Origin of the sequence: Chryseobacterium sp. SNU WT5 (genome assembly GCF_007362475.1) — a bacterium.
GTDB lineage: Bacteria > Bacteroidota > Bacteroidia > Flavobacteriales > Weeksellaceae > Kaistella.
Window position 1 is genome coordinate 2,441,809 of the sequence record NZ_CP041687.1, and the last position, 22,687, is coordinate 2,464,495.

Sequence of the window (22,687 nt, forward strand, 5' to 3'; positions counted from 1 at the left end):
TTTTTTTTCAACTAAATTGAAAATCCATTCTCAAATTAGTAAATTTGTAGAATTCAAAATAAACAGATAAAAATGAAAATATTAATAGTAGGAAATGGCGCCAGAGAATCTGCGATCGCTATGAAGCTGAAAAGTGACAAAAGAATTTCTAAGATGTATTTCGCTCAGGGAAATGCAACTACTGATTCAATAGGACAAAACGTTTACGAAGATAGTGTGGAAGGACTTCGCGATTTTGCTATTAAAGAAAGAATCGATCTTACCATCGTTGGCCCGGAAGCGCCTTTGGTTGCAGGTATTGTTGATGAATTTAAAGCACATAATCTTAAGATTTTCGGACCAAGAAAAAGAACTGCAGAATTAGAGGGGAGTAAAGCCTTTTCTAAGAAATTCATGCAGACTCATAATATCAAAACTGCCAAAGCGGTGGTGTTTGACGCGTATCAGGAAGCAATTGACTATGTAAGAACCCAACCGTTTCCATTAGTAATAAAAGCCAGTGGTTTAGCAGGAGGTAAAGGAGTGGTTATTGCAGATGATCTTGCAGAAGCAGAATCTACAATTCATCAGTTCATGATCGAAAGAATTTACGGAGATGCCGGTATTCAACTGGTTATTGAAGAATATTTGAGAGGTTTTGAAGCTTCCATTATTGCCTTTTCCAATGGGGAAAAATTGTTTCCATGTATTCCGGTGAAAGACTATAAAAAAGCAGGAACAGGTGATACAGGTCCTAATACAGGAGGAATGGGTAGCGTGGCACCAAGCCCTGAATTTACGGAAGAACACCATAGAGATTTTGAAGAAAATATCTTAAAACCAACTTTAGAAGGACTTCACGCTTATAACATTCGATTCAAAGGTTTCATCTTTTTTGGTCTCATGATTACAGAAAATGGGACGTATTTGTTGGAATACAACATGAGATTAGGTGATCCAGAGACACAGTCGATAATGGCATTATTAGAAAATAATTTGTTCGATGTGATCACGGATTGTTTAGCAGGGAATGATATTGAACTGAAATTCAGCGACAAAAAAGCAGTTTGTTTAGTGATGTGTTCAGGTGGTTATCCCAGACAGATCGAAACAGGCTTTGAGATCAGAAATATCGACAAAGTACACGAAAGCCAAGTGCTGTTTGCCGGTGCCAGAATGAAAGGTGACAAAGTGGTTACTTCTGGTGGTCGGGTGCTAAGCTTAGTTGCAACAGGTGATACGTTCGAAGAAGCTCGTAAGAAAGTTTACGAAGATGCCCGAACCATTCATTTCGATTACGAGACCTATAGAGAAGATATCGGTAAGTTTTAATAGATAAGACGTGGTTTTCCACGTCTTTTTTTTATATTTTTTTAGGAGCCGGGAACCTGCTCTTCGTTACAATTCCTCATTTCGGCGCTAGCTTCGCTCGCGCCTCATTCCGGGATTAGGGCTAGGGATCTGGGTTTCTACTCAATTTTATTTAGTTAAATTATTCATCAACATAGTCAACACAAATACATATGCAAAACGGAATTATCATCCTCGATTTTGGCTCACAATACAATCAATTGATCGGACGTAGAATTCGAGAAATGGGCGTTTATTCAGAAGTTCTACCATTTAATACCCCGTTAGAGGACATACTAGAGCGTGAACCCTCAGGGATTATTCTTTCTGGTGGACCAAGTTCGGTAAATGCTGAAAATGCGAATCTTGTTGATAAAAAACTATTCGAACAAAATATTCCTGTTTTAGGAATCTGTTATGGAATGCAGCTTACAACTCATTTATTGGGTGGTAAAGTTAAAAAGGGAGTAAAAGGAGAATACGGAAAAGCAAAACTTCAGATTCAGAAATCAAATCAATTACTTTCTGGGATAAGCCGGTTCTCAACAGTTTGGATGAGTCATTTTGATGAGGTAGAAACACCCCCCGAAGGTTTTGTTGTTAATGCGATGACTGATGTTATTTCGGGAATTTCAAATGAATCGAAGAAAATTTACTGCGTGCAGTTTCATCCAGAAGTTTCTCATACCGAAGAAGGTGCCAGAATGATGGAAAACTTTGTATTCAATGTTTGTAAAGCACCAAAAAATTGGAAACTAACTAATTATATCGAAACAACTGTTGCAGATATTAAAGAAAGAGTAGGCGATCAGAAAGTGATTTTAGGTCTTTCCGGTGGAGTAGATTCTTCTGTAGCTGCTGTCTTAATTCACAAAGCAATCGGTGACCAACTACAATGTATATTTGTAGATACAGGATTATTGAGAAAAGACGAAGGTATAAAAGTGATGGAAAATTACGGTAAGCATTTTAATTTAAAAATTAAAATGATCGATGCTTCGGAAAGATTTCTAACGAAATTGGCTGGAGTTTCTGATCCAGAAGCAAAACGTAAAGCAATTGGTAATGAATTTGTAATTGTATTTGACGAGGAATCTAAGAAAATTGAAGGTGCGAAGTTCTTAGCACAGGGAACCATTTATCCGGACGTGATCGAAAGTCAATCTGTAAAAGGACCTTCTTCTGTGATTAAATCTCACCATAATGTCGGTGGGCTTCCAGAAGAAATGGATTTTGAATTGCTTGAGCCTTTGCGTGAACTCTTTAAAGATGAGGTTCGTAAAGTAGGAGAGGAGCTTGGTATTCCACATCATTTAGTTCACCGTCATCCGTTCCCAGGTCCAGGATTAGGGATCAGAATTCTTGGAGCAGTAGATGAAGAGAAAGTCAGAATTCTTCAGGAAGCAGATGATATCTTTATAGAAGAATTATACAAAAATGATTTGTACGACAAGGTTTCGCAAGCATTTGTAGTTTTACTTCCAGTGAAATCTGTTGGAGTAATGGGTGATGAAAGAACCTATGAATACACTGCAGTTGTTCGTTCGGCTAACACTACTGATTTCATGACTGCAACTTGGAGCAGACTTCCTTATGAATTCTTAGACACTATTTCTAACAGAATTATTAATGAAGTACGTGGGATTAATCGTGTTGCTTATGATATTTCCAGCAAACCACCTGCAACGATTGAGTGGGAATAATTTCTCATTTTTTAAATCGAATTAATTATAAATATTCCCCATCTTTCAAAGTTGGGGAATACTTTTTGCCTTACCCAGTAAAACATTAAAATGTTCGATAAACAGCAAAGGAAACTCAAACGTTCCGCAAAATTAATTTCTATTTTTAGCAAATATGGGTTCAAGGATATTCTGGCCAGAATGAATCTTGCGAAAAATAATGTACCCTCTATTGATGAAAATGAAATGGTTTCGACCAATTCTGTTTATGAAAGAATTAGATTGGCGTTGGAAGAATTGGGACCAACTTTTGTGAAATTGGGTCAAACATTTTCCACCCGCGAAGATCTGCTGCCTCCTGAATTGATAATAGAGTTACAGAAACTTCAGGATAAAGTAGAAGAAGTTGATTTGAATCTGGAAGAAATTTTAGAACAGGAGTTTAATATTTCACCGTTCGAACATTTTAGGGAAATTCAAAAAAAACCGATAGCAACTGCGTCTATTGCACAAGTTTATAAAGCGATACTCAACGATGGGTCACAAGTAATTTTGAAAGTTAAAAAACCTAATGTTCAGGAAAACATTCAAGATGATCTGTTGCTCATTCATGACGTGGTCAAAGTCATTACTAATTATTCCGAACTGGGTTCAAGACTTAATTTGAAAAGTGCAATTTCTACCTTTGAAAAATCTTTGCTAGAAGAAATTTCCTTAATTAACGAAAAGAACAATATTCAACAGTTTGCGCTTAACTTCAAAAACAGTAAGGAAACCTACATTCCAAAAGTTTACGAGGAGTTTTGTAGTAATAATATCCTGTGTATGGAATTTGTTGATGGAATTAAAATCACTAATAAAGACGCTCTAGTAGAAAATGGGATTGATCCTGTTAAGATCTCTGAAGTAGGTCTCAGGTTATTTGTGTCCCAAATTTTGGACTACGGCTTTTTTCACGCAGATCCGCACGCTGGAAATATTTTAGTAAAGAAAGATGGGAAGGTTGTATTTATTGATTTTGGTGCAGTAGGAAAAATTCAGCCGAATGATAAAGAAATTCTGGAGCAGATGATCGTAGCTTTTGTTTCTAAAAACGCACCTAAGATTGTTAAGAATCTTAAGAAAATGGCTGTAAGTTATGAGATTCCGGATGATAAAGCATTTGAGAATGATGTGGAAGAGGTGCTGGATTTCGTGCACAGTACTTCACTTCAACAGATCGATGTTCCTAAACTGGTCGGTAAAATGACAAATACTTTAAAAAATAATCAGATTAACATGCCTGATTATCTATATCTGCTGTTGAAAGGGATCAGTTTAATTGAAGGGGTTGGAAGAAGTATCAACCCCGATTTGGATGTGGTTAAAAGTTTGCAGCCATTCACCAAAAAGATCATCTTCAATAAGATTTCACCAAAGAAGCTTATCAAGTCCGGATCTCAGAAGTTGATGGCCTTAACTGAAAATATCGAGGAAATTCCAAACGAATTACGTTCACTTCTACAAAAATTAGATGAAAATAAATTCACCGTTACCAGTGAAATAAAAAACATTGAAAAAACACACCAGTTAATAAAATCCAGTATTATCAATCTTATTTTAGGAATGATTTTGTGTGCAAATATTATTGCAACAGCGATTATCTGGAGTATGGAAAGCAGTTATAATGTTTCCTCAATTCCATATTTAATCTTCTTGAGTGTAGGATTTTCAGTTATTCTAGTGGTGATATTACTTTTGAGATTATTGAAAAGATAGATTTGTCACAAACGCTCTTCTTTTTGTAGGATTTTAGAATGTATTTGGTCTCATTAGATAATAAGGTCTCCAACATTTGGAGGAAGGAGTGTTCACTTTAAATATTCAGCTTAATTTTTCTGGTCAAAAAATCTCAAAACAGTTTTATTAAATAATTCAGGAATTTCTTGTGGAGCGCTATGGGTGCTACCTTTAAAGATGACCAACTTACTATTAGGGATTTTTTCAGCAATTAATTTCGTGTGGTTCTCCGTCACAATATCATGTTCCCCAGCCATTACTAAAGTAGGGGCTTTAATTTTTCGTAGAGAATCCGGATTAATATGGGGTTCGGTTAATAAAAGCATTTTCAATCTATAATTCATACTGTTTTTTGATAAACCTCTATCATCCATTTCTTTCAACTGTGCGCGGAGAATTTTATTAGTGCCAGGAACGACAGAAGTGTCATCATTATATAAAACGGTACCCATGACAGCCATTTTATTTATCTTATCAGCATGGTCTATTCCTAATATTACAGCGATATTACCACCATCGCTCCAACCTAATATATTCACATTTTTTAAATTCATTTTATCAATGAAAGTGTTCACATCTTCCGCCATCACTTCATAGGTTATTTTGGTGTCATCAGATGTTGATTTTCCCTGTCCACGACTATCAAGACCAATTACCATATATTTTTTACTTAACGCATCTAGTTGACGATTAAAAATAGCCATTGAGGAGTTATTCCCGTGTAGCATTAAAAGAGGTTCGCCTTTTCCATAAATTTCGTAATAAAGTTTGACCCCATTTACCTCCATATATTTCCCTAGTGCCTGATTGTTACCTAAGGTTGGTAAGGGCTTTACAGTAGAATTGTCTACAAGCAAAGCTTGCTTACCGGAAAATACCTGATCTTTAGAAAGAGTGAATTTTGTTTCTTTATCCTTACTGTAAGTCTGCCAATTTTGTAATGAATTAATTTCGAACCCAGGATTTACCAATGGAATTTCTATTTTATTTTTGCCTTCTTTGACAAAAAGTTTAAAATCATCTAAATAATAACTGGCATTGCCTCCAAAGGCTGCCATCACCCCTATATATTTAGCGTTTTTATTAATTTTTCCTGAAAGTTCGTAATTACTCCATTCCCCCTTTTTATAATAATCTTCTGCATCATCATTATAAATTATTTTATTGATTATTTTACCTTTGGTGTCATAAAATGATACTCCCAATACCCCGTAAGAACCATATGCTAACTCAGTTGTGTAATATATTTTACCTTCGATAGTGAAGTTCTTGCCAGCGTATTTCTCAATGCTTACAGTTTGATAAATTCCAGAATCTTGTGCATACGAAGTAAAATAATTTAGAAAAAATAATATGCTAAGAAATTTGATGTATTTCATGATAAAAAGTTTACTATTTCAGTTGGGTTATTGATAATTAGCTTACAAAATAAGTAAATAATAGGAATAATATTCTATTAAATTTTATAAAATTATAATTAAATCTTGGAAAAGTAAAATATTGGGAGCTAATCAACCTTTTAATCTGAATGAGTAATAAGGTTGATAACTTTTTGGTAACAGGATGTTTAAATTTTTTATTGGGTGTTTTTTATCAGACTTCTAGTCGGTGATAAAAGCAACTTTATCATAGCAGTTTACCTTAAGAAGTTGATATTTTTATTTCTGGATGTTGCAAAGAAGGCATGTCCTTCTTCTTATCACAGGAAAAAGTTACAAGGAGAGTTAGAAAAGATAAGCTTTCATTTTTCCGAAATGCAAAATATTTCTAATCCTGTCAAAAAAACTATCTTTGCAAAATGGAAAAAATGACTTTTGCCGATTTCGATCTTCCGGAGAAAATTCTTGATGTTCTTGCCGATTCTAATTTATTTGAACCGACACCTATTCAACAAAAAACTTTAAGCCCCATTCTTTCAGGAAGGGATGTGATGGGAATTGCGCAAACCGGGACTGGAAAAACTTTAGCATACCTACTTCCGGTTCTAAAATCTTGGAAATTTAATAAAAGCGGTAACCCAACTGTACTTATCCTCGTTCCAACACGTGAGTTGGTGGTACAGGTTGCGGGAATTGTTGAGAATTTAACCCAAAACCTTACGGCGAGAGTAATTGGGATTTATGGTGGGAAAAATATCAACACTCAGAAATTATTATTTAATGGAGGATGTGATATCCTTGTTGGAACACCTGGGCGTGTAATGGATTTGGCGATTGATAATGCAATTTCGTTGAAAGAAGTTCAGAAATTAATCATCGACGAATTTGATGAGATGCTTAACTTAGGTTTCAAAGCACAGCTTACCCACATTTTCCAAATGATGAAAGAGAAGAGGCAGAATATTCTGTTCTCTGCAACTATGACCGAAGCAGTTGATGCCTTATTATATGAGTACTTCGCAGGCCCGGTAGAAATTTCACTTGCAAAATCAGGAACACCACTGGAAAAAATTGAACAGGTTGGATATAAAGTGGAAAACTTTAACACTAAAATTAATCTACTTGAACATCTGCTAAAAACAGATATTGATTTCTCCAAAGTTTTGATCTTCTGTAATAATAAGAAACACGCTGATATACTTTTTACCAAAATAGATGAATTGTTCCCTGACGAATTTGATGTTATTCACTCTAACAAATCACAGAATTATCGTTTAAATGCGATGAGAAGCTTTGAAAATCAAGAAGTACGTGGTTTGATCACAACTGATATTATGGCGCGTGGTTTAGATATTTCTGATATTACCCACGTAATTAATTTCGAAATTCCTGAAGTACCAGAACAATATATTCACAGGATAGGTAGAACTGGTAGAGCAGACAAAAATGGTATCGCAGTTTCTTTTGTCACTAATAATGAAGAAAGCCAATTGTTGGATATTGAAGTGCTGATGGATAAAGCAGTTTTAATCAAAGAATTCCCAACAGAGGTGAAAATAAATCCAGTTAAAATTGCTTCAGAAAAAGATGAAGTGGTTATGAAGAATGCCCACACCGTCAAATTAGAAGAAGGTGGAGGAGCATTTCACGAGAAAAAAGATAAAAATAAGAAAGAAAACTGGGGCGGTCCACATGCCAGAAAACTTCCGAAAAAAGTTGGAGCCAACAGAGCGCACGAAAAAGCAAAATCAAAAGCAAAGAGAAAGAAATAAGAAAAAAATCCGGACTGTAGATCCGGATTTTTTATTTTTTAAGCGTTTTATTTCCAAAAAATATCAGCGTATTCTGGTTCTTTCAGCTCGGGATGATCTAACTGAAGTAATTCTTCCAGTTGTTCAGTTGTAGCTTGTTTTTCTATTTCCGGGAAAATCTGCCGTTCTTCTGTCCGTATATGTAGTTCTAATAGGGAGCGAAAAATCTCTATCTGTTCCATTGTTTCAAAACCATCATCAATCATGCTCTTAAACGCATGATGTTGGGAAATAGCTTCTGTAATTAATGGATGATCATTTCCTAGAATCTTAAAGATAGTACTTTCTTCTTCCGCGAAATGAGGTTTAAGATTATGTTGATAAAAAACCTCAATATATTTCCCCATTCGGTCTGCAGAAACCTCTTTCTTCATACCCTCTTTTAATTTCCAGCAGAGGAGCAGACCAAAATGATGATCTCTGCTCAATTGTACTAATGCTTCGTGTCTTTTCATAAGTTCTCGTTTCGCTTTATTTTAAAACTAAATTTACTTAAAATTTATTTAAGATTAATAATTTTAATTGACTCTAAAAGTTTTATTACAATGCGAACTGTACTTAATTCTTATCGTCGATTTATTTAGCGGCTTATTTTAAAGTATTTTTATAAAGTATTACTACAAAGAAAAGAATTATAAAAATAGGAAGAATTACTCTGTTAACTGTGCGGTAAGAAATATTTTGGCCATATCCTGGTTAAGATTTCCGCACCCATTTGAATTTCCACCATAGGTTAATGAGCTACCGTATTCCGGTCCGTATCCGGTATAAATTAGTGGAAGATTATATCCATACATTTTAATATTATGAGAAACATTCGGAGAGAGATCAGAAAATTGACCACTAATCTCAAATTTTTTCCATGGACAAGCGGTGATGTCCTCAAATTTGTACTTTCTGACAATCTTTAATTGATTGTCTACGAAAATTGCGATAGCAAACTGAAAACTGTTGGGGTAATTAGGATTATTAAGTTGAACCATTCCTTCACCAGAGATGAAAATCGTGTTATTTAATTTTTTTGGAGTGATCGGGACATTTACTTTAAGATCAGTCCAGCCTGCAGGTCCTGTACCCATGGTAAAAAGTTGCATATAGTTGGGGAACCCTGTAATTACTGTAGGTGTAGCAGAGCTAGACGAGTAATTAAATATTGATGAAATATAAGGTTGGGCATCTTCGATTTCAAAATTTTTATTCCATTTTGAATTCTCCCAAAAATTCATTTTTCTAATTGTAGTGTTGTATAAAACCAAGCCTGGTACCGGTGTTGGAACGGTAACTTTATCCTTGTCATTAAGTAAACCTACTCTGGGGAATAGAACGCCTGTACGATCGTCAGAAATTTCTAAAATTGCGGAACGATGTGGTTTGGAATTTACATCGCTACTTTTAAGGGTGATCTTAACCTGTGTTTTGAAAATTGAAAATATCAACAGAAAAATGATGATAAGATAGTTATGATTTAAAATTTTCATTTTTTAAAAATTGAACGGTTGGTTAACTAAAATTACACCCGAGATTTTGGCTTCGTCATTAGTTAAAATATTATTGCAGGTGCTGCTATTATTTCTACCACCAAATGCTATCGTGGTATCCTGACTGGAAGATCTATTTCTTATTGCAAACTTTACCGTATGATTTCCAACAGCTACATTTTGGGTGTATCCATAAACTTTGAAAGATCTAAATGCGCATCTGTCAGAGAACTTAAGGTCAAAAGGTTTAATATCAACCAATTTATCATCGATGAAAATTCCAATTACATTTAGGGCACTTCCGCCAGTATTATAATTATTCGCCTGGATCATTCCGGTAATGGTAAATACAATCTCATTGGAAGCACGATCAATTTTAATTGTTTTAGTTGCGTCTGTCAGCACCGTCCAACATAAATCTGCATAAATTGATTCCTGCAGTGAATGATTCGTATTATCGTAGTAATTAGCTGGTGCTGAAAGAGAGTAGGTCGTGTTATTTGTGACCGAATATGATTTGGTTAAATTTTTGAGATTGCTTTCATTTAAATCACTAAAAAAGAAATCCCAGCTTTTTCCATTCCAAAAATATAATCCTTTGCCGCCGGTCAAATTATCATTTGTATTATAAACCAATAATGATTCTTTAGGATTAGGAATGGTTGTGACGTCAGTTTTTGATTTAAGGAAAATTTGAGGGAAGGATACTCCTTTATTTGTTGCCTGGATATCAATAGATGAAGAAGAATGGGGAGTAGTTGTATTGATTCCGACTTGCGCCTTTGAATAATTTAATAGAATGAAGACCATTAAAAAGTATAAAATTTTCTTCATCACTATGGGTTCTCTGTTAGTTGTATATTAAGGAATGATCTGGACATGTCGTTACTTAAGTTATTGCAGCTATTTGATTTTCCGCCAAAAGAAAGTACAGCGTTGCTGGTGTCTAAAAGATTGACACGGTAGGTTTCATAAACTTCAACCGTGTGATTACCGACAGATAAATTATTCTTGGACATAAAAAGATTAAAGTCAGTATAGAGGCATGGTGTGTAGCCTGTGATAATAAAATTTCGAACGGACGCTAATTTTTTATCAATGAATATTGCAATTGCGAAAGAATGAGAAGTGTTATTTTGACCTGAATTAACCTGGACAATGCCATTTACGTTTACCGATACATTATTTGATGAAGCATATACATCAAAAGATTTTGAAAGATTAGGAATCAATTGCCAGTCATGAGCGTTTGCAGTTTCACCTAAAGCGTAAGCATTTGCTCCATCAGGTGTAGAATCTGATCTGGTTGCATTAGAAACAGCATTTATTGTTTTAATAACTCCAAGATATTTATATATATTTGTTGAGTTAATTAATGGATTCCATTTGTTATCTTTCCATATATAGAAGCCGGTGCCCGTATTAGTGTTCGTGTTATATACAAATAGTGAATTTTCTGGATCGGTAACAGGAGCTGATTCGTTAAGATTAGGGATTGAAATATTGGGGAAAAGAACTCCCTTGTTGTTAGATACTATTTTTAAAACCTCTGAATCATCGAAAGATTCTACATTATTTCCTATCCCAATTTGAGCGTAGGAGATAACTATTGAGAACAATAGTCCCAATGTTAATATAAATTTCATCATCTGTGTTTTGCAGCGCAAATATCGCTGATTATCAGCGTATTCTGTCTATGGAAACACGTCTTTCTTTACCGTGAAAACACCCTTTCGTAATTGGTTTTAATTATTTGTTAATGATTGTTTTTATGGTAATGGATTTCGTAATAATTCGATTCATCTAATATGTTTTAAATAAAATTGCCCTGAAAATATTTTTCAAGGCAACTTATAAAATCGGTAAATTAATAGTATAGCAATTATTAATATCTGTAATATTCTGGTTTGAAAGGTCCTTTCACATCCACACCAATATATTTCGCTTGTTCTGGAGATAAAGTTTCTAATTCTACTCCTAATTTTTTCAAGTGTAAGAAAGCAACTTTTTCATCTAAATGTTTTGGTAACATGTAAACCTCATTTCCATACGCTTCAGAATTAGTCCATAATTCAATTTGCGCTAAAGTCTGGTTGGCGAATGAATTACTCATTACAAAGCTTGGGTGCCCAGTTGCGCAACCAAGGTTGACCAAACGACCTTCTGCTAGAATGATAATTTCTTTTCCATCAACCGTGTAAACATCAACTTGTGGTTTTACTTCATATTTAGTGTCGCCATAGTTTTGGTTTAACCAAGCCATATCCAATTCATTATCGAAGTGACCGATGTTACAAACTACAGTTTTATCTTTCATTTTTTTGAAATGCTCTCCTTTAACAATGTTAAAGTTTCCAGTTGTGGTAATAACAATATCTGCATTTGCAACTACGGTATCCAGTTTTTTAACTTCAAAACCATCCATTGCTGCCTGCAATGCACAGATCGGGTCAATTTCAGTGACGGTAACAATAGAACCAGCACCTTTAAAAGAAGCCGCAGTACCTTTACCTACGTCACCATAACCACAAACTACCACTCTTTTACCAGCCAACATTAAATCTGTAGCTCTTCTCACTGCATCTACTGCAGATTCTCTACAACCGTACTTGTTATCGAATTTTGATTTGGTAACAGAATCATTCACGTTAATTGCAGGCATAACCAAAGTTCCGTTCTGCATTCTTTCGTATAATCTGTGTACTCCTGTTGTAGTTTCCTCAGAAAGACCTTTGATATCTTTTGTTAGTTCAGGATATTTATCAAAAACTAAGTTTGTTAAATCACCACCATCATCCAAGATAAGGTTTAATGGTTTTCTGTCTTCTCCAAAAAATACAGTTTGTTCAATACACCATTCAAATTCTTCTTCTGTCATACCTTTCCATGCATATACAGGAATTCCTGCAGCAGCTATTGCAGCAGCAGCATGATCTTGTGTAGAAAAAATATTACAGGAAGACCACGTAACATCTGCTCCCAAAACCACTAAAGTTTCAATTAAAACAGCAGTTTGAATGGTCATGTGAAGGCAACCTGCGATTCTCGCTCCTTTTAAGGGTTGAGATGGGCCATATTCTTCACGAATAGACATAAGACCTGGCATTTCTGCTTCGGCTAATTTGATTTCTTTTCGGCCGTATTCGGCTAGTGAGATATCCTTAACTTTATAAGGAACGTATTGTGTATTGGTTTCCATCTAGATAAATAAATTTGATGCAAATATAAGGAATCACTTTCTATTTAAAGAAAAAGCAAATCAAATAGTGGCAATGTATATAATCTATAGTTTTCTCTAAACTTGCTTTGGTTTAAAAGCGGGAAAAGTATAAAAAAGTCGTTAGGTGACCGATTTTTATAATATTTATCATCTTTCCAATTGTATAAATATCTGCTTAATTTTAGAAATGCTTACTTTTACTCCATAATTAATTTAAATGCCACTTTTTCGCGATTTTTCAGATAATCAAGCCACTATTCTTGTATGGAAATATGATGAAAAAGAAGAGTTGGATCCCCTTGTTTTAATAGAAGAAGAAAACCTGGAACGAATAAAAGATTACCATCCAACGAAGTTAAAGGAGCTTTTGTTGGTGAGAAAAATATTAAAATCTGTTTTGCCTGACCATAAAATATTGTACAATGGGCGTGAACCTTATTTATCACCGCCGGATTTTGAAATTTCCGTGACGCATTCTTTTCCTTTTGCAGCATTGGCTATTTCTAAGAATAAAGTGGGAATTGATCTTGAACCTTTCAACAGTAAAATTGTTAGAATACAACATAAGTTTTTACAAGAACAAGAAAGTGTTTTTATTGAAAAAGGGAAGGAGATTGCTTACCTGACCGTAATTTGGTCTTTGAAAGAAAGCTTGTATAAAATTCACCATTCTAATTATTGGTCCTTAAAAAAACATTATGAAGTGAAACCCTTTGCGCTGGATTTTCCTTTCAATATCCAATGTCGAGTACATGACGAAAAGATTTCTGATCATTATAAAGCGCGTGTAGAGTTTTTTGAAAATTACTGTTTTACTATTGTAGACTGAATTTCCGGCTGTAGTTTTTCCGCAACTTTTCGTTGTTCTTTCGCAACATCGTAAATTAGTTCCAATATCTCTTTTAAGTTTTTCAGCTCTGTAAGATAGGTGATGCGGTTTGGATCTCTACGGTCAAAAAATTCGTTTTCATGAAGTTCTTTTCGTCGGTTCTCTAATAATCTTTCCACTGAATCCAGAGGTTGGATTTGGCTTTCCAGTTTAATGTTTTCCTCCAGGTTCTTTTGATTTAATAAGGATTTCGTTCTTAACAGTTCTGCAGATATTTTCAAATCCCAGCTATCAAAATCTATTTCAGAATATTTTTTATTAGGTTCAAAATATTGTGAGAAAGATGCTATATAGGCAGTTATCAGATGAGAGGTAATAACGAACTGATGAAGATGTTCCAATTTTTTCTGTTGATTTTTAGGATCTGAGATCATGCGTTGAAAATTATCTGAAAGATTAGCAAGATCAATTATTGCCGCTTTTCTCGATAATTTATAATCCTGGCTGCTGAAGTTTTTTTCCTTAAAAAAGTCCATTGCAGAGGAAAAGTAATTCAGATTACTGGTTGCAGATTTCTTCATGAAATCAAGATTTTTAGTATGTTCCCAAACAGGGAATACAAAATACGATACTGCAAAAGCTACTATTCCTGCAATGATGGTGTCGAGCACCCGATCTTTAAAAATGACATTCAAATTTCCTGGATTTAAAATATTAAATGCCAGAAAAACATAAATGGTCATAAAAAACACTGCCCACGAGTATTTGGTCTTCAGGAATGCAAAACAAAGAATCATAGTCAATAAAAAGAAAACAAATAAGACCGTTTGGTTAGGAATGAAATATAAGATCGCGTAGGCGCATACTGCTCCTGCAACAGTCCCGTATAATCTCAATACATTCCGGTGTTTGGTGGTTGCGTAAGCAGGTTTTAAAATTGCGACTATGGTAATAAAAATCCAGTAGGAATGGCCAATTCCTAAAAATTCTAATTTTGAAATAAAATAACCAACCACCAAAGCAAAAGCAATTCGTATGGCATGGCGGAAATGGGATGATTTTAATGAGAAATTGCTCATTAAAACCTTGCTGTTTAATTTTTCGTCAGCTGTTACAAACTTTTGATAATCTAAACCAGTTGATAAACTTTTTGCAAGCTTTTCATCCTGATTAAAAACTTTATAGATCGTGTTAAGTTCATCAGAAACTGCGGTGATCCTGTTCAGGATAATTCGGAGCGTCATGAAATTTTCAAGATTGTCCGAATTTAATCTGCGGTTACGCAAGTCGAAATATTCATTAAATATTTTTTCTAACAAAGAATCGATATCTTCCAGAGGTTTAGGTTTTATTCCGCTCTGAAGTGCAATTCCAATGTTTGATAATTCATGTGATATGGTTTCTAAATAGTGTCCTATCGATTTTAAAAATCCTGAGCTGCCAAAATTTTCCTGAACTTTCCGATAATCACTTTCTGAGGTCATCAATTTCTCGTGAAGATCAATTGAATTAAGAAACATTAGCATTAATAATCGACTGGTTGTCGTAGATTCATTGACTATTTTTCTAGTCTTGAAAACGGTTTCGCGGGTTTCTTCCTGCAAGTTTTTAATGGTGATCTGTTGAGAGATGATCTGAGAATACAGCGCGTCGTAATCTGGTTTTGGTAAGTAGAATTTTGACTTTATGGAAAGATAGTTTGCTAATTCCAGATAATTTTCGCCAATCATCTGGCCCGCAAGTTTGTAAGGCTGAATTTTTGATACGAGTAAGAATATACACAGGTAGCAAATTGATCCTGCCAGGAAAATGAGTGAACTTTTAATAATATTATCTCCCGTTAAATGACCATCAATAAATATTCCCAAAACAACTAAAGATAGTGAACCAACCGCTGCTAACCTTTGACCATAAACCCCAATCATGGTAAAGAAAATAGCAAAAATGATAATTTCCGGATAGATAAGGATCGGAAAACTTTTTAGAAAACTCGCTATAAGGGAAACTACAAAAAATGAGACAGTTGCAACAATTAAAGCATTTCTTCGTCTTATGAATGGTCCGGCCTGATCGGTGAGTCCAATAAAACTCGTTGCAAGTGGGAAAAGAAAATATTCTTTTAATAAACCAAAATGTGCAAGAACGATGCTGGGCAATACAATTGCCAGGGAAATTCTTACCGCCGAAAATATAGATTGGCTGGTTGCAAACTTTTTAAATTCCAGTGCATAATTCATTGTACAAAAATAATGTTTTAAACAGAAAGAAGTCCCATTCTCATGAGACTTCTATTAAATAGGTAAGAATTTTTATTTAGTCCTGAGCATTAGATGACTCTTCGCCAATATTCCATGTTAGGCCAAATCTCAAAGTATTATCTAAAGCAGAATTTACCTTCGAAGTATTAATTAAATAAGACAGGTCCAAACCGAATGATTGATATTTTAACCCTACTCCTACGGTTCCATATTGTCGACCACCTTGTTCTGCACTTTCATGAAAATAACCTCCTCGGAGCGCAAAAGCATTGTCATACTCATAGTCTACCGCTGCACTTAGCATCATACTTTTTTCATTACTGAAAGATTTTCCAACACCTTCAATTACGCCAACATTAGGAATTCTACCCATATTGTCAGGTCCTGGAACCAGTAATTTAGAAGCTTCAAAATTAACACCAACTCTATTTAGATCGTCGATGAACAAATCGTATCCAGCTCCTAATCTCGCCATAGTCGGCAGATAAGATCTTGATTCATCATTGCCGGTATAATCTAAACGTGGACCCAAGTTCTGAATTGCAAAACCTGCTCTTGCACGACCTTCAAAATCATTAATACTGGTATGCTTAGGAGACATGAAATATCCTGAAACATCCACTGCAAAGGAGTTTGCAGGTTTCAAAGTGTTGTCGGAGTTAAAGCCACCTGATAGATCAGATCGTATATACCGACCTGTAACTGCCATGGAATAAGTATCTGTAAGCTTCAAAGCATAAGCAACATCGATGGAAAATTCGTTTGGTTTAACCGTTCCGTCTGATGAAACTTCACCTGTCGTACCATTAAGTTTGGTCAAATCTACCTGCCCCATATTAAAGTAATAGAGACTTGCCGAAATAGTCGCTCTTTCCTCATCTCCTAAAAACTGATGATAAGCTCCGTACAGCAAGAAAACATCATTGGTTAATTTACTCATATAAGGCGTGTAATTAATCCCCACTGCAGACGTAGTGGTACTAAAAGGATATTTTGCAGCATTCCAAAATTGTGAGAATGCATCCGTTGTAGTAGCGACTCCTTGATCTCCCATTCCGCCCGCTCTCGCATCTGGTGATATTCTCAAAAATGGAGCACCAGTAAGTACTGGATTGGTTTGAGCATAAGCAATCATGCTCACTCCTAAACCGATACCCAAAAATAGTTTTTTAGTTAATGTCATCTGTGAATTTTTATCGTTATTTAATGTTTATTTTAATAAGACCATTTTTTCTACGGCAGTAGCACTTCCTTTGCATTTTTCCTGATTTTGGCTTCTTGCAAAAATTTTAAAAATATAAGTTCCTTTTCCTACAGCATCACCAAAGTCATCATTTCCATCCCATTCAATTGCAGTTCTGGGTGTTCTGAATCCTTCTAAAAATGGCTCTGCCGTAACTATTGTACTTAGAGTCCTTACCAATTTACCTGTAATCGTATAAATTTGTACGTTTACTTCTAAAATATCATCACAATTATGTTCAAATTGTACGTAGGTTTTATTGGTAAAAGGATTCGGCCAATTTAACAATTTGTTAACTACTAAATTTTGATTGGATTCATCCTTAACTACAAAGTTTAACGTAGAGGTTGTAGAATTATTGTTAATGTCCCAAACTTTGAAAGCTAATTGATGCTCACCGGGTGATAAGTTCCGGAAAGGGTAGGTTACATTTCCTTTTTGGTAGTCTGCAAGGGAAGGATTTGAGCATCCGTTTGCATCTCCCGAAAAGTAATAATCATTCAACACTACAGTTTCTATAATTTTTCCATCCAGAATTACAGTAACATCATGTCCAATACCTGAACCGGTTGAGTTAATTCCCTTATCATCATTCACACAGGCTAGTAGCAATGGGTTTTGGTCTGTTATTCCGCCATCTGCAAAATTCGTGTTATTCATGAAAAGTTTTACCTTAGGAGGTTCTGTGTCATTAATTCCGTCTGGATTGATTCCGCCGATGATCTGACTTTGATTTTCAAAAACATCAAAAACTTTATTATCAGCGTACACTAACATTCTGCCTGTTCCTATTTCATAATTGATGTCTTTTGGAACATAGAATTCTACGGTGAATATACCATTAACTGCGACTCCTGATGATTTTACAATAGGACTTCCTTCTTCGGTATATTGCATAATTGGGGTCATTTTTGGAACTCCATCGTTATTCAGGGTTTTTTTGCTTATCCTTTTATCAAAAATATTGACGGCAACTCTTCCGTTGAAACTCGTGTCCACACTGCCATCTTGCTTTGTTATTTGGCCTTTTATCTTCACAAAATCCAAAGCCCGAAGCTGGTTTGGAACTGGCGAATCGATGTTAAGTATCGTAATTCTTCTTTTTGGTCTGCTTAATTTGGTAGCCGGATCGCCTAAGAAATTTACTTTTAAATGATCGCTGAAAGGTCCTTTTTCAATTTTTGCTTTTAAAAATGCATCTCCCAAATTAATAAATTCATCATCAACTAACTCAAAAATATGCTTGGTAAAAATGGTTGTAAATTCTTCTCCATATCCAACCCCGATTGCTCTACTAGATGTTATTAAGGTGGCAGCACCTCCTGTTTTTGATTTTATGACCTGCTCACCTGCAGAAAAAGTTCCAGGATCATCCCAGAGCGTAAATTCACAAGTGATCGTAGAAAAAAGTGGAAATCTCGAGTAGACATTGTTATAATTATTAAAATTCTGAATTTGATTAATCGTTAAAACGCGTTCCTGAGACCAGCCATTGATTCCCCCATGTCCGAAATAGAACAAATAAAGGCTGTTTCCTACATCATTTGAGATTGCCTGATTTACTTGAGGATATCTTTGCCCTCCAGAAGAAGTTTGAGCTGCAAAAGCATCTAGGTAAAGTTTTCTAACATTATATTCTTTCTTTTCACTCCCTAATTCAAATACATTAACCAAAGAGTTGTTCATCGTTTTATGGAAAGGGAATTCATTATCCGCATCATCATCAACTACAAAATCAAGTTTCATCCGCCACTCACCAAAAGGGGTAGATTGTCCCGGGAGTGCGTTGTTATAAGCTAACGTTTTATCGATTAATAGTTTTGCTTCAGAAATGTTCGCAGCAGGTAAGCGCCCAATTGGTAAATTAGGGAGGGTAGAAGAAACGGATGTTGCACCCGCGGCCTGGCTCTCGGTAATTACGAAATAATCATCTGTTACAAATGAATCGGCATAATTTCCACTTTCCTCGCTTTGATAACTCGGAATGATATCAGACCCAGGATGATTTTTACCTTTGTAATCATAAGAAGTATCTCCCAGAATAAAAACATATTTTAAATTTCCTGCAGTATTGAGTTTGGTTACAAAATCTCTTATTGCCGTAATGTCTTTTCTCCCACTGCTATATTCATTATAGATCTTTTGGACATCCACAACGGCCACATTATACTGGTTCTGGTAAAAATTAGCAAGTCTTTGGGCGTGTCCCATCATTTGCGGAACAGTAATCATCAAATAGTTGATGTTTTGTAAACCTGCTAAATCCTGATTTTCTACTTTCCCAACAAAATTTGGTGCAAAAGCGTCACTGTTTTTGAAGGCAACAAATTCGTTCACAAAATCGCTGTTGGCGAGATATCCAAAAGTGAATGTAGAGTTATTTCCAGATTTATTCACCTTCTTACTAACATTTGCTAGATCGGATACCTGCCAAACCTGTTCGGCAGATGAGGCATCAGATATAGAAAATGTATAGATGTTGGAGCTTTTTTCATTGATATCATAACTTCTAAAATTCATCTGCGAATTATTAAATTTTAAATCTTCCTTGTACTGAACTTCAGCATAGTCAAAATAGAATTTACCATTCGGATTACTAGTTACGCTTGGTGCATAATTAAAACTTAATTGGGTGCCAGTCAAATTAGAAACAGTCCCTGTGTAAATACTCTGAATGTACTCTCTGGTATCATTAGAAGCGATCTCTAAAGTAACAGGATTGCTATTATTAATATTTACCGCCATTTTATTTCCTGCGGACTGGAAGGCGATGTATCTTGTTCGGTAGTAGACATAATCATTAGCCTGAATTGGGCTTCTGGTAGTGAATGTTACCGTCTTATTATCAATGAATGAATCACCTGTCCAAATTCTACCAATCTTCATCAGGTTATACTTTTCCTCATTGATATATTGAAAATCATCATATCTGGAAATTATATTGGAGCTGATCTCTTGATCTTGCTCAAGAATTCTTTTTCCAGGTCCACTATCGAAATTGATGAAGTAGTAAGCGAAATCATCATAAATATTAACCAGGTTTTTAGATTTGTCAGTTCGCGTTTCTATTCTTCGGTTTTCGTTTCCATTACTGTTACCGGAATTTTTGTACACATTATAGCCGTTTGGACCCTGTGCATAAAAAAGCGCGTAATCTTCTTCATTCCATACACCGTCATCTTCACCCGTAACTTGAATGGCGTTCTCTTGTAGGGAACTATAACGAAAATCTGTATTATGTTCTGGAAGCATTAAACCACCATTACCATAAATTCTGAAATTTTTTGGATTAATGTTTGATGGATTCAGCCCATTATCCCGCAGGAATTTGGCGGTGATTTTAAATACACCAGACTTGTCCACTTTAATTTTATAAAAATTTCCATTTTTTAAGGGGTTATCGGTGGATGCTGCTCTGGTAGTAAATTTGTTGGATTGTAGTTTATTTTCTGCCGTAGAAAGCGTGAAAGATTTTAGTCGGTAGATAGAACCTTTTTCATACTTAAAAGTTGACACCCGGATATTAGTGCTTTTTTCTTTTGAATATGGATTAGTATAATAGCTGATATCGGATTCTATATCACTTGGTAGATTATACGTTTTTAAATCAAATAATTCCTCTTGTGTGATCTTCTCCCAATCAAAGTTTCCTATTTTTTTCTGAATATTACTGTTCTCTATTAAAATCCTAATAAAAATATTATCGTTTTCATAAGAAAATGTTTTATTCTTAAAAAAAGGAACAGTTATTTGATTATTTCCGTAATCAATAGTGTTACTACCTTCCCAGTCTAGTTCTATTGTTTGTGAAAATGATAAAATACTAAAAAGAAAAATAGAAAGAAAAGTTAGAATACGCGTCATTTATAATAGGATTTACCGGTACAAATTAACTGAAAAATAATAATATAAATTAAGATACAATAAAATTAATTTCTTCACGTTTTGGAAAAAATCAAACTATAATTTGATTTATAAGATAATTTCTTTTTTCTTTGTGCTTTGATAAATTCTATATAGACTATGAACAAAATAAAGTTGTTAACATTACTAATGTTTAGTGCATCAGTTTTCCTTGTAAGCTGCGGAGGCGGCGGTAGCAAGAAAGGTGGTGGAACAAAGCGTTTTACGAGTATGACCGGATGGAAACCTAATGACTCCAAAGGTTGGTTCTTTACCGGAAAACAACAAAAACAAAAAGGTTTGCCCGGAATGGTTCACGTGGAAGGTGGTACTTTCACAATGGGCTTGGTTAAAGATGATGTGATGCATGATTGGAATAATACTCCGAAAAGAATGCAGGTCAGTTCTTTCTTCATGGGTGAAGCTGAGATTACAAATTATGATTACCGCGCTTATGTTACTTGGTTAAAGTATGTGTTTCCACCATCTGATCCTAGTTTCAAAGACATTTACACAGGAGCATTACCAGATACTTTGGTGTGGAATAATAAGTTGTCGCGTAATGATTTCGCAGAAACTTATTTTAGATCACCAGAATATGACTACTACCCAGTAGTTGGAGTTTCTTGGTTGCAGGCATCTAGATACTGTGAATGGCTAACGGATAGAGTTACAGAACATGAGTTGATGGCACAAGGGGTAATTTCAAAAGATCTTTATACCAATGAGTCCAACAATCAAGGTGCAAACGCTTTTAATCTAGATAAATATAAAGGTAATGATCCAGAAATGGAATCGTATATCAACAAACAAAGATTACAGCAGAAAACAGGTATTAAAACTACCAACCAACGAATTGTTGCAGCGAATAGAAATGCGAATCAAGGAGTTGTAGAAAAATTCCGACTTCCTACAGAGGTAGAATGGGAATTTGCAGCATTGGGTATGCAAAAAGAAAGAGAGTATAATCTTTATACAAATAAGCAACCGCAAATTCAGCAGATAAAAGGTAAAAAAGGAAGAGATAGAGGAATGTATCTTGCGAATTTCAAACAAGGTAGAGGAGATTACTCTGGTGTAGCTGGCTGGAAAAATGACGGTTCACCCACAACTTCTGATGTTAAACAATATCCATCTAATAATTTAGGAATATTTGGAATGTTCGGAAACGTTGCAGAATGGACAGCCGATGTTTACAGACCTATTATTGATGAAGAGGCTAGTGATTTTAACTATTTCAGAGGAAATGTAAGTAGAGAAGTAGTTAAAAATGCTGATGGTTCTACCAAGAAAATCGAAAGTCCTAAATATGATACTTTGGCTGATGGTAGATTAGTTTATAAAGGTCTTCCGGGTCAGTATGAGAGAGAAGTTGTTGCAGATAACAGAAACTTTAGAGATGGTGACTTTCAGTCTTCTTTAGATGCCGGTTATGGTAGAGCAGAAGATAGTTCTACAATTGGTTACAACATGTATAATTCTAAGGATAAAAAATTCGTTGTAGACGGTAGAGGTCGTGTGATTCTCCAAAAAGATAAAACAGCCAGAACAACAAGGATTTCAAACGAAGTGAGAGTTATAAAAGGGGGATCTTGGTTAGATGGAGCTTACTGGCTTGATCCCGGACAAAGAAGATACCGTGAACAGGCTAAGGCTTACGGATGGGTTGGTTTCCGTGTTGCACAAGACGCAAAATCGAGTTCGAAAGGCCGAACAAAAAGATAAAATTTTATTTAAATATTTTCAAAATCCTTCTCTTATTGTAGAAGGATTTTT

At 35.0% G+C, this 22,687-nt stretch carries 15 protein-coding genes; 6 read left to right on the forward strand and 9 right to left on the reverse strand.

Translation table 11 applies throughout. The features are described from left to right. The first annotated feature begins 72 nt into the window (after window positions 1-72). The 3 genes from purD (at window position 73) to FNJ88_RS11625 (ending at window position 4,769) form a co-directional block, all read left to right on the forward strand. Window positions 73-1,311, forward strand: a complete 1,239-nt coding sequence (gene purD / locus FNJ88_RS11615; RefSeq protein ID WP_143853280.1) for a phosphoribosylamine--glycine ligase — start codon at window positions 73-75, stop codon at window positions 1,309-1,311. A 191-nt stretch (window positions 1,312-1,502) separates the two neighbouring features. Then, on the forward strand, window positions 1,503-3,032 hold the full coding sequence (gene guaA, locus FNJ88_RS11620; RefSeq protein ID WP_143853281.1) for a glutamine-hydrolyzing GMP synthase: 1,530 nt from the start codon (window positions 1,503-1,505) through the stop codon (window positions 3,030-3,032). A 90-nt stretch (window positions 3,033-3,122) separates the two neighbouring features. Beyond that, the gene (locus FNJ88_RS11625) at window positions 3,123-4,769 is read left to right on the forward strand and encodes an ABC1 kinase family protein (protein WP_143853282.1); all 1,647 of its coding nucleotides are present in this window, start codon (window positions 3,123-3,125) and stop codon (window positions 4,767-4,769) included. 110 nt (window positions 4,770-4,879) lie between these two features. Here FNJ88_RS11625 and FNJ88_RS11630 read toward each other — a convergent pair whose 3' ends face one another. Beyond that, window positions 4,880-6,169 carry an alpha/beta fold hydrolase gene (locus tag FNJ88_RS11630; protein WP_143853283.1) on the reverse strand — a complete coding sequence of 430 codons (1,290 nt, stop codon included), beginning with the start codon at window positions 6,167-6,169 and terminating at the stop codon, window positions 4,880-4,882. Between the two features lie 419 nt (window positions 6,170-6,588). Between FNJ88_RS11630 and FNJ88_RS11635 the strand changes: the two genes are divergently transcribed. After that, window positions 6,589-7,941 (forward strand): DEAD/DEAH box helicase, encoded by a 1,353-nt coding sequence (locus FNJ88_RS11635; RefSeq protein WP_143853284.1) that lies wholly within the window; start codon window positions 6,589-6,591, stop codon window positions 7,939-7,941. A 47-nt stretch (window positions 7,942-7,988) separates the two neighbouring features. Here the strand turns inward: FNJ88_RS11635 and FNJ88_RS11640 are convergent, their stop codons facing one another. The 5 genes from FNJ88_RS11640 to ahcY form a co-directional block, all read right to left on the reverse strand. After that, window positions 7,989-8,435: a hemerythrin domain-containing protein gene (locus FNJ88_RS11640; RefSeq protein WP_143853286.1), complete on the reverse strand. Its 447-nt coding sequence runs from the start codon at window positions 8,433-8,435 to the stop codon at window positions 7,989-7,991. Window positions 8,436-8,630: 195 nt separating this feature from the next. After that, the gene (locus FNJ88_RS11645) at window positions 8,631-9,458 is read right to left on the reverse strand and encodes a hypothetical protein (RefSeq protein WP_143853288.1); all 828 of its coding nucleotides are present in this window, start codon (window positions 9,456-9,458) and stop codon (window positions 8,631-8,633) included. A gap of 3 nt (window positions 9,459-9,461) precedes the next feature. After that, window positions 9,462-10,292, reverse strand: coding sequence for a hypothetical protein (locus FNJ88_RS11650; protein ID WP_143853290.1), 831 nt, complete (start codon window positions 10,290-10,292; stop codon window positions 9,462-9,464). A gap of 2 nt (window positions 10,293-10,294) precedes the next feature. Beyond that, window positions 10,295-11,104, reverse strand: a complete 810-nt coding sequence (locus FNJ88_RS11655; RefSeq protein ID WP_185145823.1) for a hypothetical protein — start codon at window positions 11,102-11,104, stop codon at window positions 10,295-10,297. A 239-nt stretch (window positions 11,105-11,343) separates the two neighbouring features. Continuing rightward, entirely contained in the window at window positions 11,344-12,657 is a 1,314-nt protein-coding gene (gene ahcY / locus FNJ88_RS11660) for an adenosylhomocysteinase (RefSeq protein WP_143853293.1), read from the reverse strand. A 238-nt stretch (window positions 12,658-12,895) separates the two neighbouring features. On the opposite strand from ahcY, the gene FNJ88_RS11665 reads away from it, so the two are divergent. Continuing rightward, window positions 12,896-13,507: a 4'-phosphopantetheinyl transferase family protein gene (locus FNJ88_RS11665; protein WP_143853295.1), complete on the forward strand. Its 612-nt coding sequence runs from the start codon at window positions 12,896-12,898 to the stop codon at window positions 13,505-13,507. Here the strand turns inward: FNJ88_RS11665 and FNJ88_RS11670 are convergent. The 3 genes from FNJ88_RS11670 to porU all read right to left on the reverse strand — a co-directional run bounded on the left by FNJ88_RS11670 (window position 13,483) and on the right by porU (window position 20,872). Then, on the reverse strand, window positions 13,483-15,744 hold the full coding sequence (locus tag FNJ88_RS11670; RefSeq protein WP_143853297.1) for an FUSC family protein: 2,262 nt from the start codon (window positions 15,742-15,744) through the stop codon (window positions 13,483-13,485). The genes FNJ88_RS11665 and FNJ88_RS11670 overlap by 25 nt on opposite strands. A gap of 76 nt (window positions 15,745-15,820) precedes the next feature. Beyond that, window positions 15,821-16,948: a type IX secretion system outer membrane channel protein PorV gene (gene porV, locus FNJ88_RS11675; RefSeq protein ID WP_143853298.1), complete on the reverse strand. Its 1,128-nt coding sequence runs from the start codon at window positions 16,946-16,948 to the stop codon at window positions 15,821-15,823. 27 nt (window positions 16,949-16,975) lie between these two features. After that, entirely contained in the window at window positions 16,976-20,872 is a 3,897-nt protein-coding gene (porU, locus tag FNJ88_RS11680; protein WP_143853311.1) for a type IX secretion system sortase PorU, read from the reverse strand. A gap of 159 nt (window positions 20,873-21,031) precedes the next feature. Here porU and gldJ point away from each other — a divergent pair, with 159 nt between their 5' ends. Beyond that, the gene (gene gldJ, locus FNJ88_RS11685; protein ID WP_143853314.1) at window positions 21,032-22,636 is read left to right on the forward strand and encodes a gliding motility lipoprotein GldJ; all 1,605 of its coding nucleotides are present in this window, start codon (window positions 21,032-21,034) and stop codon (window positions 22,634-22,636) included. The last annotated feature ends 51 nt before the right edge of the window (window positions 22,637-22,687 follow it).

What these genes read in the sequence shown, in the direction of transcription:
- purD (WP_143853280.1), top strand. Translation starts at nt 73, where the DNA reads ATGAAAATATTAATAGTAGGAAATGGCGCCAGAGAATCTGCGATCGCT.
- guaA (WP_143853281.1), top strand. Translation starts at nt 1,503, where the DNA reads ATGCAAAACGGAATTATCATCCTCGATTTTGGCTCACAATACAATCAA.
- FNJ88_RS11625 (WP_143853282.1), top strand. Translation starts at nt 3,123, where the DNA reads ATGTTCGATAAACAGCAAAGGAAACTCAAACGTTCCGCAAAATTAATT.
- FNJ88_RS11630 (WP_143853283.1), bottom strand. Translation starts at nt 6,169, where the DNA reads ATGAAATACATCAAATTTCTTAGCATATTATTTTTTCTAAATTATTTT.
- FNJ88_RS11635 (WP_143853284.1), top strand. Translation starts at nt 6,589, where the DNA reads ATGGAAAAAATGACTTTTGCCGATTTCGATCTTCCGGAGAAAATTCTT.
- FNJ88_RS11640 (WP_143853286.1), bottom strand. Translation starts at nt 8,435, where the DNA reads ATGAAAAGACACGAAGCATTAGTACAATTGAGCAGAGATCATCATTTT.
- FNJ88_RS11645 (WP_143853288.1), bottom strand. Translation starts at nt 9,458, where the DNA reads ATGAAAATTTTAAATCATAACTATCTTATCATCATTTTTCTGTTGATA.
- FNJ88_RS11650 (WP_143853290.1), bottom strand. Translation starts at nt 10,292, where the DNA reads ATGAAGAAAATTTTATACTTTTTAATGGTCTTCATTCTATTAAATTAT.
- FNJ88_RS11655 (WP_185145823.1), bottom strand. Translation starts at nt 11,104, where the DNA reads ATGAAATTTATATTAACATTGGGACTATTGTTCTCAATAGTTATCTCC.
- ahcY (WP_143853293.1), bottom strand. Translation starts at nt 12,657, where the DNA reads ATGGAAACCAATACACAATACGTTCCTTATAAAGTTAAGGATATCTCA.
- FNJ88_RS11665 (WP_143853295.1), top strand. Translation starts at nt 12,896, where the DNA reads ATGCCACTTTTTCGCGATTTTTCAGATAATCAAGCCACTATTCTTGTA.
- FNJ88_RS11670 (WP_143853297.1), bottom strand. Translation starts at nt 15,744, where the DNA reads ATGAATTATGCACTGGAATTTAAAAAGTTTGCAACCAGCCAATCTATA.
- porV (WP_143853298.1), bottom strand. Translation starts at nt 16,948, where the DNA reads ATGACATTAACTAAAAAACTATTTTTGGGTATCGGTTTAGGAGTGAGC.
- porU (WP_143853311.1), bottom strand. Translation starts at nt 20,872, where the DNA reads ATGACGCGTATTCTAACTTTTCTTTCTATTTTTCTTTTTAGTATTTTA.
- gldJ (WP_143853314.1), top strand. Translation starts at nt 21,032, where the DNA reads ATGAACAAAATAAAGTTGTTAACATTACTAATGTTTAGTGCATCAGTT.